General features: G+C 70.8%; 13 protein-coding genes. 7 read left to right on the plus strand and 6 right to left on the minus strand.

What is annotated here, in order from left to right; translation table 11 throughout:
- Positions 1-153: 153 nt before the first annotated feature.
- Positions 154-2244, minus strand: a complete 2091-nt coding sequence (locus tag ACTOQ1_RS31495) for a spermidine synthase (RefSeq protein ID WP_440071598.1) — start codon at positions 2242-2244, stop codon at positions 154-156.
- 171 nt (positions 2245-2415) lie between these two features.
- Between ACTOQ1_RS31495 and ACTOQ1_RS31500 the strand changes: the two genes are divergently transcribed.
- Entirely contained in the window at positions 2416-3774 is a 1359-nt protein-coding gene (locus tag ACTOQ1_RS31500) for a S8 family serine peptidase (RefSeq protein WP_440071599.1), read from the plus strand.
- A gap of 4 nt (positions 3775-3778) precedes the next feature.
- On the plus strand, positions 3779-4012 hold the full coding sequence (locus ACTOQ1_RS31505; protein WP_362682676.1) for a hypothetical protein: 234 nt from the start codon (positions 3779-3781) through the stop codon (positions 4010-4012).
- A gap of 99 nt (positions 4013-4111) precedes the next feature.
- On the opposite strand, the gene ACTOQ1_RS31510 is transcribed toward ACTOQ1_RS31505, so the two are convergent.
- Both ACTOQ1_RS31510 and ACTOQ1_RS31515 read right to left on the minus strand, forming a co-directional pair.
- Positions 4112-4843 carry an ABC transporter permease gene (locus tag ACTOQ1_RS31510; protein WP_440071600.1) on the minus strand — a complete coding sequence of 244 codons (732 nt, stop codon included), beginning with the start codon at positions 4841-4843 and terminating at the stop codon, positions 4112-4114.
- On the minus strand, positions 4843-5661 hold the full coding sequence (locus tag ACTOQ1_RS31515; RefSeq protein ID WP_440071601.1) for an ABC transporter ATP-binding protein: 819 nt from the start codon (positions 5659-5661) through the stop codon (positions 4843-4845). Before ACTOQ1_RS31515 ends, ACTOQ1_RS31510 begins: the two co-directional genes overlap by 1 nt.
- A gap of 76 nt (positions 5662-5737) precedes the next feature.
- On the opposite strand from ACTOQ1_RS31515, the gene ACTOQ1_RS31520 reads away from it, so the two are divergent.
- Positions 5738-6412: a TetR/AcrR family transcriptional regulator gene (locus ACTOQ1_RS31520; protein ID WP_440071602.1), complete on the plus strand. Its 675-nt coding sequence runs from the start codon at positions 5738-5740 to the stop codon at positions 6410-6412.
- A gap of 63 nt (positions 6413-6475) precedes the next feature.
- Here the strand turns inward: ACTOQ1_RS31520 and ACTOQ1_RS31525 are convergent, their stop codons facing one another.
- Positions 6476-9256 (minus strand): ATP-binding protein, encoded by a 2781-nt coding sequence (locus ACTOQ1_RS31525; protein ID WP_440071603.1) that lies wholly within the window; start codon positions 9254-9256, stop codon positions 6476-6478.
- 150 nt (positions 9257-9406) lie between these two features.
- Here ACTOQ1_RS31525 and ACTOQ1_RS31530 point away from each other — a divergent pair, with 150 nt between their 5' ends.
- The 3 genes from ACTOQ1_RS31530 to ACTOQ1_RS31540 all read left to right on the plus strand — a co-directional run bounded on the left by ACTOQ1_RS31530 (position 9407) and on the right by ACTOQ1_RS31540 (position 11747).
- Positions 9407-9739 (plus strand): VOC family protein, encoded by a 333-nt coding sequence (locus ACTOQ1_RS31530; protein WP_440071604.1) that lies wholly within the window; start codon positions 9407-9409, stop codon positions 9737-9739.
- A gap of 16 nt (positions 9740-9755) precedes the next feature.
- Positions 9756-10373 carry a glyoxalase gene (locus ACTOQ1_RS31535; protein WP_440071605.1) on the plus strand — a complete coding sequence of 206 codons (618 nt, stop codon included), beginning with the start codon at positions 9756-9758 and terminating at the stop codon, positions 10371-10373.
- 222 nt (positions 10374-10595) lie between these two features.
- Positions 10596-11747: an ion transporter gene (locus tag ACTOQ1_RS31540; RefSeq protein WP_440071606.1), complete on the plus strand. Its 1152-nt coding sequence runs from the start codon at positions 10596-10598 to the stop codon at positions 11745-11747.
- Here ACTOQ1_RS31540 and rpsD read toward each other — a convergent pair.
- Positions 11735-12349, minus strand: a complete 615-nt coding sequence (rpsD, locus tag ACTOQ1_RS31545; protein ID WP_440071607.1) for a 30S ribosomal protein S4 — start codon at positions 12347-12349, stop codon at positions 11735-11737. The two genes, ACTOQ1_RS31540 and rpsD, sit on opposite strands and share 13 nt — an antisense overlap.
- 94 nt (positions 12350-12443) lie before the next feature.
- Between rpsD and ACTOQ1_RS31550 the strand changes: the two genes are divergently transcribed.
- Positions 12444-13169, plus strand: a complete 726-nt coding sequence (locus ACTOQ1_RS31550; RefSeq protein ID WP_440071608.1) for a DUF2470 domain-containing protein — start codon at positions 12444-12446, stop codon at positions 13167-13169.
- A gap of 341 nt (positions 13170-13510) precedes the next feature.
- Here the strand turns inward: ACTOQ1_RS31550 and ACTOQ1_RS31555 are convergent, their stop codons facing one another.
- Positions 13511-14089 (minus strand): ClpP family protease, encoded by a 579-nt coding sequence (locus ACTOQ1_RS31555; RefSeq protein WP_440071609.1) that lies wholly within the window; start codon positions 14087-14089, stop codon positions 13511-13513.
- Between the last annotated feature and the right edge of the window lie 418 nt (positions 14090-14507).

Raw genomic sequence — 14507 nt, forward strand, 5'->3', positions numbered from 1 at the left:
GGCCCGCCCTCCTTCGCGGGAGGACGGGCCACAACGCTTTTTCCTGGCCCCGGGATCCGGGCTTTCAGGACCCCGGGACCCCGGGACTTCAGGACCCCCAGACGTCGGGGCTCCGGGCTCCCCGCCCGGAGCCCACCGGCGCGGCCGACCTTGTCAGCCGACCTTGACCGCGCCGCCGCCCCCGGCTCCCCCGCCGCCCGCGACGGCCCCGGAGGTCCTGGGCAGCAGGGCGAAGGCGCCCAGATAGACCAGGCCCGCCACGATCAGCAGCGCCTGGTAGCCGATGACCAGCGCCAGATACTCCAGGCAGCCGCCGACCATCGCGCCCAGCAGGTTCGCGCCGAAGGACACCGTGGCGTCCGCGGAGTCGGCGAAGCGCTTGGCGAACACCACGTTGGCCGCGAAGATCGGCAGGAACGCCACGACCACGGCGGTCACCGCGCGCAGCGGCAGCGGCAGGCTCAGCAGCCAGGAGTTGGGCACCAGCCAGGCCAGGACGAGCCCGGCGAGCAGCACGCCGTACATCACCGGCAGGGACGGCACCCTGAAGCGGCGTGTCACCTCCACCGCGGCGAGCACGGCGACCAGCACCCCGCCGAACACGATCGCGTTCACCACCCAGGTGGTGCCGAACAGCAGCGCGAACCCGGTGACGCTCTTCGTCTCCAGCAGCAGGAACGCCACCCCGAGCAGGAAGAGGTCGGCGTACGGGCGCATCCGCCGGTACGGACCGGCGACGGCCCGGACGGCGAGCAGGCTCACGATGAGGATCAGGCCGAGGGTGATGATGTAGATCTGCGGGATCGTCCGGTCCTTCAGGTAGAGGAAGGGCCGGTCGTCGCTCGCCGGCGGCGGGGTGTCGGCCTTCACCCCCGCCCACTCGGACTCACACCGCTGCGCCTCGGGGGTGAGCCCCGCGGTGATCACCGCCTGCTGGCCGGTCTCGCTGACGATGTCGACGCAGGGCTTGTGGCCGAAGGCGGCCTGCATGGTGGAGCCGAGGCGGTCCACCAGCCAGGTCTCGCGGTAGTAGTTGTACATCGAGAAGGCCCCGCCGGGCTTGAGGTGGTCCCTGGCCGCCTCCATCGCCTGCCGGGTGAACAGGTAGCTCTCCAGCCGCAGCGAGCTCGCCCCGGACACCAGGGTGAGCGAGTCGGGCAGCGCGAAGAGGATCAGGTCGTACTTGTCGGAGGTCCGTTCCAGGAAGGCGCGGCCGTCGGTGACATGGGTGGTGACCCGGGGGTCGGAGTAGGGCTTGTCCGGGTGGTAGGAGTGGCCGAGTTCGAGCAGCTTGGGGTCGATCTCCACGGCGTCCACGTGCTTGGCGCCCTTCGACAGCGCGATGGACACGTCGGTGCCGCTGCCCGCGCCCACGATGAGCACGTTGTCCAGCTTGCCGGAGGCCGCCCGCTCGTACGGCAGGGCGTACTGGCGCTCCCACTCCAGGCGGTTCTTGGCCGGGGTGGCCTGCTGGTGCGGGATGCCGTTGACGTCGATGTTCATCAGCGGCACGCCCTCCCAGTAGCCGCGCACGTAGGTCACCTTGTAGTAGGGCGACCACAGCGCCCCGGCCGTCAGCGTCTCCGTCGCGAGGACGCCGACGACGATCAGCGACGGCACGAGCAGCGCCGCGCGGGCCCAGACCTTGCGGGGCCAGAGCAGCACCGCGTAGGCGATCGCGGCGATCGTGCCCCACACCACCGGGGGCGCGCTGAGGAACGACAGCGCGGTGAACAGCGCGATGCCGCTGAGGCTGCCGATCAGGTCGTAGCGGTAGGCCTCCAGCCGTTCGAGCTCGGGGAAGCAGCGCCCGACCAGCTCGGCCGGGCCCATCAGCACGATCGCCGCCGCGGCGAAGATCACCGGAAGGATCAGCCAGGGGGGCGGCCCGCTCGCGCTCAGGCTCGTCCAGTACAGGACCCCCTCGGTCTGGCGGTCCACGGTGACCGGGAAGAGCCACACGACCACGACCAGGACGGCCAGCACGATCGGCGAGTAGTACGGCTGCCGGGTGCTGCGTCCCACCCGCAGGAAGCCGAGTCCGATGCCGAGGAAGGACCCCAGCAGGACGAAGTTCGTGAAGTAACTCAGATGAACGATGTTCGACCCGGTCCACCGGATCAGGGCCAGCTCCAGGAAGAGCATGAAGCCACTGGCCACTATCAGTCTGGGCCGCGTGCTCAGCCAGTGTGCGTGCCGGACATCGGGGCTGGGGGGTGGAGTCGTCTCCGCCGCTGCGGTCATGACGCCCAACGCTAGTGACCGGCACCCGCACAGGGAAGGAAATCCACGCCCATCGTTTGCACGGGTTACATGCCATGAGTCCGGATAGGGAGGGATTTCAACGGCTGGACGGGATCGAGGCGGATGCAGGAACGTGGTGGGACCCGATCCCCTCGAACCCCGGTGGTGCACATGCGGGTCCTGCTCCAGCTCCGTCCCTCCCCCGACGTCGTCGCGGCCGTGGCCGACCCCACGGTGAGCACGGCGGCCGCCGACGTCGCCGACGCGCTGCCCGGGGTCGTCGTGGACCCCTCCTTCACCCCGGTCGTCGCGCCCCGGCCGGTTCCCGTCGCCGGGGGCGACCCCCTCTCGCTCAACCAGCCGCTGACGTTCTCCTTCGCCGACGACGAGGCCTCCGTCCTGGTCCGCGGGGAGATCTCCGACGACGAGATCTCCACCCGGATCACCCTTCTGCCCTCGCTCCGTCCGGACGTCGTGGGAGTCTTCGCCGACCCGGTGATCGAGCGGGGTCTCACCTGCGGCGGAACGGCCCCGGTGGGCGACTGGCGCGACGTGGGGCGACTGCTGAACGTGGCCGAGCTGGCCCGCGAGGGTCTCGACGGCGCGGGCGTCGCGCTCGCGGTGCTCGACACCGGCATCAACGCCGCGCACGTGGCCCGGCGCCTCGACCGCGCCGTGGCCCTCGACGCGCAGCACAGCTGGAAGCCCTCGGGGGTACGGGGCACGGCGGGCGAGTTCCCCGTCGACCACGGCACGATGTGCGCCTTCGACGCGCTCATCGCCGCGCCGGGGGCGTCACTGATCGACGTGCCCGTGCTGCTGTCCCGGCGCCCCGGAGGCAGCGCGCTGGACGGCCTGCTGTCGGACGCGGTGGCGGCCTTCGCCCACCTGCGCACCGTCCTGGAGGCCCAGCCCGCCGCCTCGCGCTCCCTGGTCGTCAGCAACAGCTGGGGCTCCTTCTCTCCCGACTGGGACTTCCCCGCCGGCCACCCCGGCAACTACTCCGACAACCCGGCCCACCCGTTCAACCTGATCGTCTCCAGCCTGGAGCGGGCGGGGGCCGACGTGCTGTTCGCCGCGGGAAACTGCGGGCGCGACTGTCCCGACGGCCGGTGCGCGTACCCCGACCGGCCGATCACGGGCGCCAACTCCCACCCGCGCGTCCTGTCGATCGGCGGCGTCGACATCCGGGGCGAGCGGGTCGGCTACTCCTCACAGGGTCCGGGCCGCCTCACCGCCCGCAAGCCCGACCTCTGCGCCTACACCCACTTCTCCGGCTCGGGGGCCTTCGGCGACGACGAGGCCGACTCGGGCACCTCGGCCGCGTGCCCCGTCGCCGCCGGGCTGGTCGCGGCCGTACGCACCATGTGGCCCTCCTCGCGTCTGTCGCCCGCCCAGCTGCGCACCCTGCTCCGGCGCACCGCCGACGACCACGGCGCCGTCGGGTTCGACCACGACTACGGCTACGGCGTCGTCGACACCGCCGGAATGCTCGCCTCGTTGCGCCGCCGCGCCAAACGCGTAGCGTGAGTGCATGCTCCTGATCACCGTACGGCTCCCGCCCGACGCGACGCTCGCGCAGGCCATGCGGCGCCTGGAGTTACCCGAGGAGGACGTCGACACCGACTACGGCCTGGTGCTCATCGACCCCGACCAGGGCCTGTACGGCCTGCGGGTGAGCGAGTCCGCCGCCCGCCGGGTCGCCCCGGAGGCGGACGGGGGCCCCTACTCCGACCCGAGGATCGAGCCGTACGGCCCCCCGGGCTGAACACCGCGCTCGCCGGGCGGGGCCCGTGTTCCGGCCCGGCCCCCGTTCCGGCCCGGCGACGGCGCCATGACCGCGAGAGCCGGTCGGCGAGAAGGGCGGTCAGGCGTTCTCGCGATTGAAGACGCGGGTTCCCACGACGACGCAGAGCACCGACAGGGTCACGGTCACCGCGACGCCGAGGCCGACGGTCCCGTTCACGTAGTCGCCGTTGAACAGCTCGCGCATGGCCTCCAGCACGTAGCGGAACGGCGTGACGCGCGACAGGAGGTCCAGCCAGTCCGGTGCCATCGACATCGGCAGGAACGCCCCGGACAGCAGGACCAGCGGGACGATCGCCGTACTCATGATCGGCGCGAACGCCTCGGGGTCCATGACGAGCGCGATCGCGTTGGACAGCGCGGCCAGGCTGACGCCGAGCAGGATCATCATCAGCAGCGCCACCAGCACGCCGGGAATCGCCGCGCGCAGGCCGAAGGCGTAGCCCACCACGATCAGCATGATCGACTGGATCACCAGGGTGAGCGAGCTGGCCAGGACGCGGCCGAGCAGCAGGGAGACGCGGTGCGCCGGGGTGACCCGCAGCCGCTCCAGCACCCCGGCCCTGGCGTCCATGACGATGCCGAACCCGGCCAGGCCCGCGCTGAACAGCGCCACCTGGATGAGCAGACCGGGGATCAGCGTCTCCCAGGGACCGATCGTGACGAACAGCGGGCCGAACAGCACCAGGTAGAGCAGGGGCTGCAGCACCCCGAAGACGATCCCGGCCTTCTGCCGCAGCGAGATCCGGACGTGGTGCCGGAAGATCAGCCAGGTGTCGCGGACGACGCTCATCACCGCCCACCCGCCGGGTGAGCCGCCTGCCGCTCGTCGCCCGTTCCCGAGGAGCCCGGTGAACCCGAGGAGCCCGGTGAACCCGGCGGATCGTCTCTGAGGGAGCGGCCGGTGATGGACAGGAAGACGTCGTCGAGGGTGCCGGTGCCGCCCTTGAGTTCGGCCGGGGTGCCCTGGGCGACGATCACGCCGTCGTCGATGACGAACAGGCGGTCGGCGAGCGCGTCCGCCTCGTCGAGGTAGTGCGTGGTCAGGAAGACCGTGAGGCCGAACTCGTCGCGCAGGCTCGTGATGTGCTCCCACAGCGCGGCCCTGCTCTGCGGGTCCAGGCCCGTGGTGGGCTCGTCGAGGAAGAGCAGGACGGGGTCGTGGACCAGGCCGAAGGCGAGGTCGAAGCGGCGGCGCTGCCCGCCGGAGAGCGCCCCGCCCGGCCGCTCGCGCAGTTCGGTGAGCGCGAACCGGTCGAGCACCCTCCCGACCCGTTCGCGCGCCTCGGCCGGGCGCATGCCGTACAGCATGGCGTGCAGTTCCAGTTCCTCCCCCACCGGGTTCGACAGGTCCATCCCGCCGCCCTGTGACACGTAGCCGATGCGCCGCCGCACGCCCCTCGGGTCGGTGAGCAGGTCGTGGCCCGCGACCGTGGCGGTGCCGCCGCCGGGACGCACCAGGGTGGTCAGCATCCGCATCGTCGTCGTCTTCCCCGCTCCGTTCGGGCCGAGGAATCCGACGATCTCCCCGGCCTCCACCGCCAGGTCGACGCCCCGGACGGCTTCCACGCCGCCGGGGAAGGTCTTGCTCAGTGCCGATGTCTTGATCATTTGATCGCCTCCATTTTTACAGTAACACCAATTTTGGAGTCACTGCAAAAATAGTCCGGCACCTAGAATGAGCCCCATGAGCGAGGGCCTGCGCGAGCGCAAGAAACGGGAGACCAGGCAGCGCATCTCCGACATCGCCACGTGGCTGTTCGTGACGAAGGGCTTCGACAACGTGACGGTGGCCGAGGTCGCCAGGACCGCCGACGTGTCGGTCAACACGGTCTTCAACTACTTCGGTACCAAGGAGGACCTGCTCTTCGACCGGCAGGAGGAGGTGGAGGACCTGCCGAGCAGGGTCGTACGGGAGCGAAGGCCCGGCGAGAGCCCGCTGGCGGCGCTGCGGCGCGACTTCCTGGACGCGCTCGACACCCGCCACCACCGCTACGGGTTCCACGAGGGAAGCGACGCCTTCACCCGCATGGTCTCCCGGAGCCCGTCACTCAACGCCCGGGTGCGGGAGATGAACGAGGCGCGGGAGAAGGCCCTCGCCAGGACGCTCGCCGAGGAGGCGGGCGCCGATCCGGGTGACCTCACCCCGGTGTTCGTGGCCGCCCAGATCAGCGCGGTGCTGCACCGGCTGATGACCCACGCCGTCGAGCGCATGCTGGCGGGCGAGACCGTCGACGCCATCGCCCCCGACCTGCGACGGCACGCCGAGCGCGGCTTCGAGCTGCTGGAGTCGGGCATCGGCGATCACTGCCTTCGCCGGCAGGACACCCCCCGGACCGCCGCGACCGGGGAACCTTCCTAGTGCTTTGTTCGAGGTAACGATCGACGAGCTTGAGACGATCAGAGCGGTCTTCGATGTGCGTACTCAGGTAACGGTCATGGGGGCGAGCCCGAGATCAGCCAGGACGGCGGCACCACGGGTGGCATGCTCGCCACCGGCCAGCACCATCGTCCGCGCTACCTGGTAGCGGCAACCGGCGGCCTCGAATACGTCCGCGGTGGCGAGCAGGCGCTCGTGGTCCTGGTCGAGGAAGGATTCCGCCCGCTCCACGACGGCGCCGGCGACCGGGTTGCCGGCGGTGACTGTACGGGCGTCGGCCAGGCGGTCGCGCGCGTCGGGGCTCCCGGCGAGAACGGTGGCCTCGGCGCGTATCGCCACGTACCAGTGAAGCCAGATCCAGGTCACCCACTTCCACACCTCGCCGGGTTCGGGCGCCATCCGCTCCATGGCCTCCCCGGCGTGCCCGTGATGGAGCATCCGCATCGCGTCGAAAAGCGCCCCGTAGCCGTACGTGCGCTCGGATGAGTCGCCGAGCCGGTCCAGAACCACCTGCCATTCGCGCTCGTCGTCATGGGCGCCTCGGAAGTTGTGGATCATCGCCACCGCGGCGGCCGCCGGGCCGAGGGCCGCCTTGGCCGGGCTGCCGGCACGCCGCCACGCATCGAGGAAGCGCGTGCTGCCGGAGAGCAGTTCGTGGACGTTGCCCGCCAGCGCGTCGGCGACCAGCAGCCAGCTCGTGGCCCGATGGCCCACCTCGGCCAGTGCCGGATGGTCGGCCAGCTGCCGCCCCCTCCGGAGGGCGTCCGCCAGGTTCCCCGCGCCGAGGCTGGTCTGAACGGCCATGCCGAGCCCGTCGATCAGTTCGTGGACACCGCCCGGCGTCTCCGGCTCGTCCGGCATGGAGGAGAGCAGCGTGATCCTGCGCCCGGCTGTGGCCGCGCAGGCGAACGTGTCACCGGCCCAGGCGTGTGCCGCGGTGAGCGCGTCGAGCGCCGCGGACTCCGCGAGCGGGTTGCCGATACGGCGAGCCAGCTCGACCGCACGTTCGGCGCGCGCGAGCGTCTCCGGCACGGCGTTGTCGGCCGGGCCCTGAACCGCGCCGAACGCGTCGCTGAGCACCCCGGCCTCCGCCAGCGCCACGGCCGCCTCGGCGGCCGGGTCGTCACCGGCCAGCTCCCGCGCTTCGCGGACCAGGGCGACCGCCTCCTTCTCGGACGGGACCTGCACGAACGTGCTCGAGAACCGGTACGCGGCGGTTGCGGCGGTGGCCAGGTCCACGGCGGCGCCGGCGGTGTCCCCGGCACGGCGGGCGGCATCCGCGGCGGCGCGGTAGAGGCGGTACATGTCATCGCCGCGCGTACGACAGCCGGCCACCTCCGCGGCCTGCCGGAGCATGGATGCGGTGGCGGCGGGGTCGTCGGCGAGCGCGGAAGCCTGCTCGTATCGCTGCTGCGATTCCCCGATCAGATGGCGGGTGAACGTCAGCTCAGCCAGGTGCCGGGCCAGGCGGTAGGCGTCCGCGCTCTGCTCCGGCTCGCTCGCCGCCCACCTCAGCGCTGCGCGGAGGTCATCGGCGGCCGCGTCGAACCGGGCCCGCCAGTCCTGCCCGGCCACCACCAGGTCGACGGCCTGGGTGAGGCACCAGCGCAGGTGCCGGGCCCGGGCACCGGCCAGCTCACCGGCCTGGCTGAGCCGTTCCGTCCCGTACTGGCGGATGGTCTCCAATGCCCGGTAGCGGGTGCCCTTCGAGGATGCCGTCACCCCCAGCAGGCTCTGCTCGGCGAGCCGGGCCAGTCCGTCGGTGACCACCCCTGTCGCGGATCCGGCGACCTCGGCCGCCGCCGATGCGGTGAACGGCGCCACGAAGACCGACACTCGGTGCAGGAGCTCCTGGTCGGCCGGCTCCAGCAGGGCGTGACTCCAGTCCAGCACGGCCCGAACCGAGCGGTGCCGCTGATCGGCACGGGAGCCGCCGGTGAGCATCCGGAGCGGGTGGGACACAGCGGCGGTGATGCCGTCCAGCCCGAGCGTCGGGTAGCGGGCCGCGGCCAGCTCGATCGCCAGCGCCATGCCGTCCAGCCGCGCACAGATCGCGGCGATCTGGTCGTGCTGTGGCGGATCCAGCGGCCAGCCGGCTGCCTGCGCCCGCTCCATGAACAACGCGACCGCGTCCGACTCACCGGCCAGCGACAACGGCGGGACCTGATACACCCGCTCGAACGGCACCATCAGCCGGGCCTGACTGGTCGCCAGCACGGTCACTCGAGGGCAGGCCGCGAGCAGCCGCTCGAGAAACAGCGCCGCCCCGTCCGCAACGTGCTCGCAGTTGTCGAACACCAGCAACGCCTGACGGTCGGCCAGCGCGGTGACCACCGACTCGGTCAAGTCGCGGCCGGGTTGCTCGCCGAGTCCCAGCGCACCCGCGACAGCGGCCGCGATCATGCCGGGATCGGTGACCGGGATCAGGTCGACGAACCACACCCCGTCGGCGTACTGGCCGGCCACCTCCGCCGCCACCGCCACCGCGAGCCGGGTCTTGCCCACGCCGCCAGGACCGGTCGCGGTCACCTGGCGGTGCGCCATGATCATCTCGGACAGCTCCGCCCGCTCCCTGGCCCGGCCGATGAACGAGGTCAGCGGGGCCGGCGGGGGGACCGGTTCCCGATGAGGCCGATCGACGGTCGCGCGCCGGGCGAGACCTCGCCGATCCGGCACGTCCAGCTTGCGCAGCAGTGAGGAAACGTGGCTTTCGACGGTGCGTACCGAGATGAACAGCCGCGCTGCGATCTCAGCGTTGCTGAAGTGAGATCCGAGGAGCTCCAGCACCTCGGTCTCCCTCGGAGAGATATCACCTTCTGTCGCCATGGTCGCATTCTGTCGCACCCGCTCCGTGCTCTATCCGGGCCGGCGATCCGTGGTCGGTTCCGTGGTCGGTTCCGTGGTCGCCACGGATGCTCACCGACCGGGCCGGAATGAAAGCTAGGAGCACAACAGATCGCGCCTACGGGAGAAATCATGATCAAGACCGTGCTGCACCCCGTGTCCGACCTGGCCAAGGCCAAAAAGGTCTACGCAGCCCTGCTCGGCCTCCAACCGGAGAACGACACTCCTTACTACGTCGGCTTCGAGGCCGACGATCAGCACATCGGGCTGGTGCCGGGCGGTGGACCGCAGGGCATGACCGCCCCGGTGGCCTACTGGCACGTGCCGGACATCGAGGCGAAGCTCGCCGAGGTGACCGCCGCAGGGGCCACGGTGCGGGAGGCGGCGCACGACGTCGGCGGCGGCCGCCTGGTGGCCACTTTCACCGACCCCGATGGCAACGTCCTCGGCCTCATCCAGGACTGACAAGAAGGAAACCGCAATGACCTCCATTCACTCCGTCACGTTCGAAGTCCCCGACCCCACGGCCGCCGATGACTTCTACGCCACCGCTTTCGGCGTGGGGGCCCATGTACTCACCCGCGCTTCGCAGACGCCCACGACCGGCTTCCGCGGTTACCTCATGTCGCTGGTGGTGTCCCAGCCGAGCGCGGTGGACAGCCTCTTCGGCACCGCTCTGCAGGGCGGTGCGACCACCCTGAAATCACCTGTGAAGAGCTTCTGGGGGTATGGCGGTGTCCTGCGTGATCCGTACGGCACGCTCTGGAAGATCGCGTCGTCGTCGAAGAAGGACACCGGACCGACCACCCGGAACATCGACGACGTCGTGCTCCTGCTGGGCGTCGACGACGTCGCCGTGACCAAGCGCTTCTACGTCGAGCGCGGCCTGTCGGTGACCAGGAGCTTCGGTCGCAAGTACGTCGAGTTCGCCACCGCGCCCGTCAGACTGGCCCTCTACAGCCGCCGCGCCGCCGCCAAGGACGCCGGCGTTCCCATCGAGGGAACCGGCTCACACCGGCTCATCATCGACACCGACGCCGGCACCTTCACCGACCCGGACGGGTTCGCCTGGGAGGCCGCCTTCCGCTCTGTCCGGTGAACTCACCACACCCCCTCCCTTGGCTGTGGAGATGATGAGCATGAGCATGGCCGGGGCCGCGTGAGTCCCGGCCACGGCGACGAAGACGCCGCCGTGCCATGTTTCCGGACAGCAAAGATCGAATGACCGGAATGTTTCATGACATCAACGGTGGATCCGGAACTTCACCAGTCCGTTATGATCTTGGCTTGTCCTTGGCCTCTCCGACCCCCGGGAGCCCCCGTGCCACCGCGCGAGCGTCTCCGCCGCCTGCTCGAAACGCACCGTTTCCAGCAGTTCATCGTCGCCGTCATCGTGATCAACGCGGCCACCCTCGGGCTGGAGACCTCCGCGTCGACCGTCGAGCGGTTCGGCACGCTGCTCACCATCGTCGACCACCTGGCGCTCTACGTCTTCGTCGTCGAACTGACCGCCAGGCTCTACGCCTACGGCTGGCGGTTCTTCCGCAACCCGTGGAACCTCTTCGACGCCGCGATCGTGACGATCTCGCTGCTGCCCACGGCGGGCGGGCTCTCGGTGCTGCGGGCGCTGCGGATCCTGCGGGCGCTGCGGCTGATCTCCGTGGTGCCGAGCCTGCGCCGGGTGGTGACCGCGCTGCTCACCGCGCTGCCGGGGATGAGCTCGATCGTGCTGCTGCTGGCACTGGTGCTCTACGTCACGGCGGTGATGGGCACGAAGCTCTACCACGTCACCGCCCCGGAGTACTTCGGCGACCTGCCCACCTCGCTGTTCACCCTGTTCCAGATGATGACCGGGGACGCCTGGTCCGACATCACCCGCGAGGTGATGGCCCAGCACCCCTCGGCGTGGGTGTTCTTCGTGGCGTTCATGCTGGTGTGCACCTTCGTGGTGCTGAACCTGTTCATCGCGGTGGTGGTCAGCGCGATGGAGGAGGAGCACGCCGAGGAGTCCATGCAGGCGACCGAGGACCTGGGCAGGGCGGTGCTCACCGAGCTGGCCACGCTCCGGGCCGAGGTGCGGGAGCTGCGGGACCGGGTCCCGGTGACGCCGAACGGCGGTCCGGGCCCGGCCGCGAAGGGCCGCCCGCGCGCGGCGGGAAACGGCGCCCCGGACCCCGGGCCGCCCCCCGGGAACACTGCGGCGAACACGGCGGCGAACGGCGACGCCCGCTCAGCGGGAAACGGCGGCCCGGACTCCGGGGACACGGCGGCGGACGGCGACGCCAGGGACACCGCGGCGAGCACCGCGTCGAACACCGCGTCGAACACCGCGTCGAACGGCGACGCGCGCCCGGAGGGAAGCGGCGGCGGCTCGGACCCCAAGGGCGCGCGAAGGAACGGTGGCGCGAGAAAGCCCGCCACCCGGGGGGCAGCGGGCCGGCGCCGCGGATCGGCGTCAGGTCAGCGCGAGTAGAACTCCACCACGAGCTGCTCGTCCACCGGGACCACGATCTGCTCGCGTAGCGGGCGGCTGAACAGGGTGAACGTGAGCTCGGCGTGATCGACGTCGAGATAGGCGGCGATCCGGTCGTCCGCGTACACGCCCTCGGACGCGGCGACGAAGGGCTGCATCCGGCGTGACTTCTCGCGCACCGCGATGACCTGGCCCGGCTTGACCAGGTAGCTGGGGATGTCGACCTTGCGGCCGTCCACGGTGATGTGGCCGTGGGCGACGTACTGGCGGGCCGCGTAAATGGACGGAGCGAGGCCGGAGCGCAGGACCAGGGAGGCGAGGCGCGTCTCCAGCAGCACCACCAGCTCCGCGCCCGCACGTCCGGTGCCGCGCAACGCCAGGTCCCAGTAGCGGCGCATCTGCCGCTCGGAGACGTCGTAGTACCAGCGGAGCTTCTGCTTCTCCATCAACCGCAGCCCGTAGTCACCGGTCTGCCGCCGGTTGGTCTTGCGACCGTGCTCACCCGGCGGGTAGGGGCGCTCCTCGAAGTAGCGGACGGCCTTGCGGGTCAGCGGCACGCCGGCCCTCCGGGACAGCCGCACCTTCGGTCCGGTGTAGCGCATGCTCACTCCTTTGTGGTTAGGTCTACCTTAGTTAGGCAAGGCTAATCTTACACAGCAACAGCTGTATCTCCCGACCTTCAAGGAGAGCCGGTCCATGCAGCCCGTCACCGCTCCGCCGATCCCCGAGCGGGTCCGCACCCTCGCCGCCACGGCCGCTCCCACCCACGTGTCCGTCTCCGGAGCCACCGGCCCCGCGAGGCCCGCCAGGGGCGGCGTGGACGGCGCCGGCCGGCCCGTGCTTCTCGTCCTGCCGGGCGACCCGCTCCATGACACGCGGGACGAGCCCGTGGTGACCGTGGATCTGACGTCGAACCGCTCGCTGGGAGAGCACGAGCTGTCACGCGGCCTGCTCAAGGTGCAGGGCTGGGTGCAGGCCGTGCCCGAGGCCGAGGTGAGGGAGACGGCGGTGGCGATCGCCGAGCGCTGCCCCGACGAGGCTCTGTTCGAGGTGCTGGAGGGGACGGACGGCCCCCGGCTGCTCCGCGTCGACATCGGCAGGGTGATCTATCTCACCGGGCCCGAGTCGGGTGTGCTGGACGCCGAGGAGTATCTCGGCGCCGCCCCCGATCCGCTGATGGGTGAGGCCGAGCGCATGCTCCGCCACGTCAACGACGCCCACCGCGGGCAGCTGGAGACCGCACTGGGCTCGCTGCTCGCCGCACCGGTGCCGGAGACCTGGCTCTGGGAACTCGACCGCTTCGGGGCGACGGTCCGCTGCGGCGTGGACGACCCGACGCTGATCCGGCTTCCCTGGCCCTCGCCCATCACCGACGCGGAGTCTCTCGAACACGCCGTGCGCTGCCTGCTCTGCCACCACTGACGGCGCCACTGACGGCGCCGCCACGGGCGGAGCCACTCTGCCGGAACCACACTGCCGAAGCGGCCGCATGCGGAGCGGCCACGTGCGGCGGGGGGCGGCCAGAGGTGGCCGGGAAGCGCTCAGGAGGCGGCGGGCGACCGGAGGGCGGCCCGGAGACTGCCGTTCAAGCGATCGGACGGCAGCCGTTCAACGGCCGGCGGGGCGATGTCTTATCGCCACGGCGCCATTTCCTGCCTCAACGGGGAAATGGCGCCATGCCATTCCGCGCGGAACCACCCCGGAAGCGAAATTATTCCCAGGTTGCGATCATCCCGAGAGAAAGTCGCCTCGGGAACGAAACATCAGCCCTCGGACATCACCTCGCTGGTGTTCCGGATGACCTGGTCGACGAAACCGTAGTCTCTGGCCTCGGTGGCGGTGAACCAGCGGTCGCGGTCCCAGTCGTCCTCGATCCGCTCCAGCGGCTGGCCGGTATGGAAGGCGATACGCTCACGCATCGTCTGCTTGGTGTAGAGCATCTGCTCGGCCTGGATGGCGATGTCGGCGGCCGTGCCCCCGAGGCCACCCGAGGGCTGATGCATGATCACTCTGGCGTGCGGCAGGATGTAGCGCTTGCCCGGGGCGCCAGAGCAGAGCAGGAACTGCCCCATGGACCCCGCGATGCCCATGGCCACGGTGGCGACGTCGTTGGGGATGTACTGCATCACGTCGTAGATGGCCATTCCGGCCGACACCGAGCCCCCGGGTGAGTTGATGTAGAGCCAGATGTCGCGCCGGTCGTCGTCGGCGGAGAGCAGGAGCAGCTCCCCGCAGATCCGGTTGGCGACCTCGTCGTTCACCTCGCCGCCGAGCACGACGATCCGCTTGCGCAGCAGCCGCTGATACAGCTGGTCTTCGGGGACGATCTGGGGACCGCTCATGTCTTCCACCTACTCCGAACCCGGGATTTTCAATAACGAATACTCGCGACCATAGTCCCGCCGGGGACCGCGTTTTCCGTTCGTTCGCTGTCAGCGCTTTCCGCTGAAAGCGCAGCGTCCGTCATTCCGTTTTCCCGCCGGACCCGGCCGTTCCGGAACCGCACCCGGCCGCTCCGGAACCGGACACGGCGCCGTTCCGAAGCCTGGCACGGCCGTTTCGCGGTCACGGCACGGCGTTTCGCGGCCGGGGCGCGCCCCGCCTCCGGCGAGGGGTGCGGTCCCGCCGTACGGGCGACGTCCGGCGGCGGAGGCGACCCGGCCGGTACCGGCCGACCGGCGGCCCCGGGAGTGGGCATGACCCGCGCACCCGTCCTCCGGGCGTCCTCATCGGCCGGCCGGCGCCGGATCGGCCTGGCCT

Source organism: Streptosporangium sp. OZ121, assembly GCF_051918885.1.
Lineage (GTDB): Bacteria > Actinomycetota > Actinomycetes > Streptosporangiales > Streptosporangiaceae > Streptosporangium.

Coding starts and splice junctions, on each gene's coding strand:
- ACTOQ1_RS31495 (WP_440071598.1), bottom strand. CDS start 2,244: ATGACCGCAGCGGCGGAGACGACTCCACCCCCCAGCCCCGATGTCCGG.
- ACTOQ1_RS31500 (WP_440071599.1), top strand. CDS start 2,416: ATGCGGGTCCTGCTCCAGCTCCGTCCCTCCCCCGACGTCGTCGCGGCC.
- ACTOQ1_RS31505 (WP_362682676.1), top strand. CDS start 3,779: ATGCTCCTGATCACCGTACGGCTCCCGCCCGACGCGACGCTCGCGCAG.
- ACTOQ1_RS31510 (WP_440071600.1), bottom strand. CDS start 4,843: ATGAGCGTCGTCCGCGACACCTGGCTGATCTTCCGGCACCACGTCCGG.
- ACTOQ1_RS31515 (WP_440071601.1), bottom strand. CDS start 5,661: ATGATCAAGACATCGGCACTGAGCAAGACCTTCCCCGGCGGCGTGGAA.
- ACTOQ1_RS31520 (WP_440071602.1), top strand. CDS start 5,738: ATGAGCGAGGGCCTGCGCGAGCGCAAGAAACGGGAGACCAGGCAGCGC.
- ACTOQ1_RS31525 (WP_440071603.1), bottom strand. CDS start 9,256: ATGGCGACAGAAGGTGATATCTCTCCGAGGGAGACCGAGGTGCTGGAG.
- ACTOQ1_RS31530 (WP_440071604.1), top strand. CDS start 9,407: ATGATCAAGACCGTGCTGCACCCCGTGTCCGACCTGGCCAAGGCCAAA.
- ACTOQ1_RS31535 (WP_440071605.1), top strand. CDS start 9,756: ATGACCTCCATTCACTCCGTCACGTTCGAAGTCCCCGACCCCACGGCC.
- rpsD (WP_440071607.1), bottom strand. CDS start 12,349: ATGCGCTACACCGGACCGAAGGTGCGGCTGTCCCGGAGGGCCGGCGTG.
- ACTOQ1_RS31550 (WP_440071608.1), top strand. CDS start 12,444: ATGCAGCCCGTCACCGCTCCGCCGATCCCCGAGCGGGTCCGCACCCTC.
- ACTOQ1_RS31555 (WP_440071609.1), bottom strand. CDS start 14,089: ATGAGCGGTCCCCAGATCGTCCCCGAAGACCAGCTGTATCAGCGGCTG.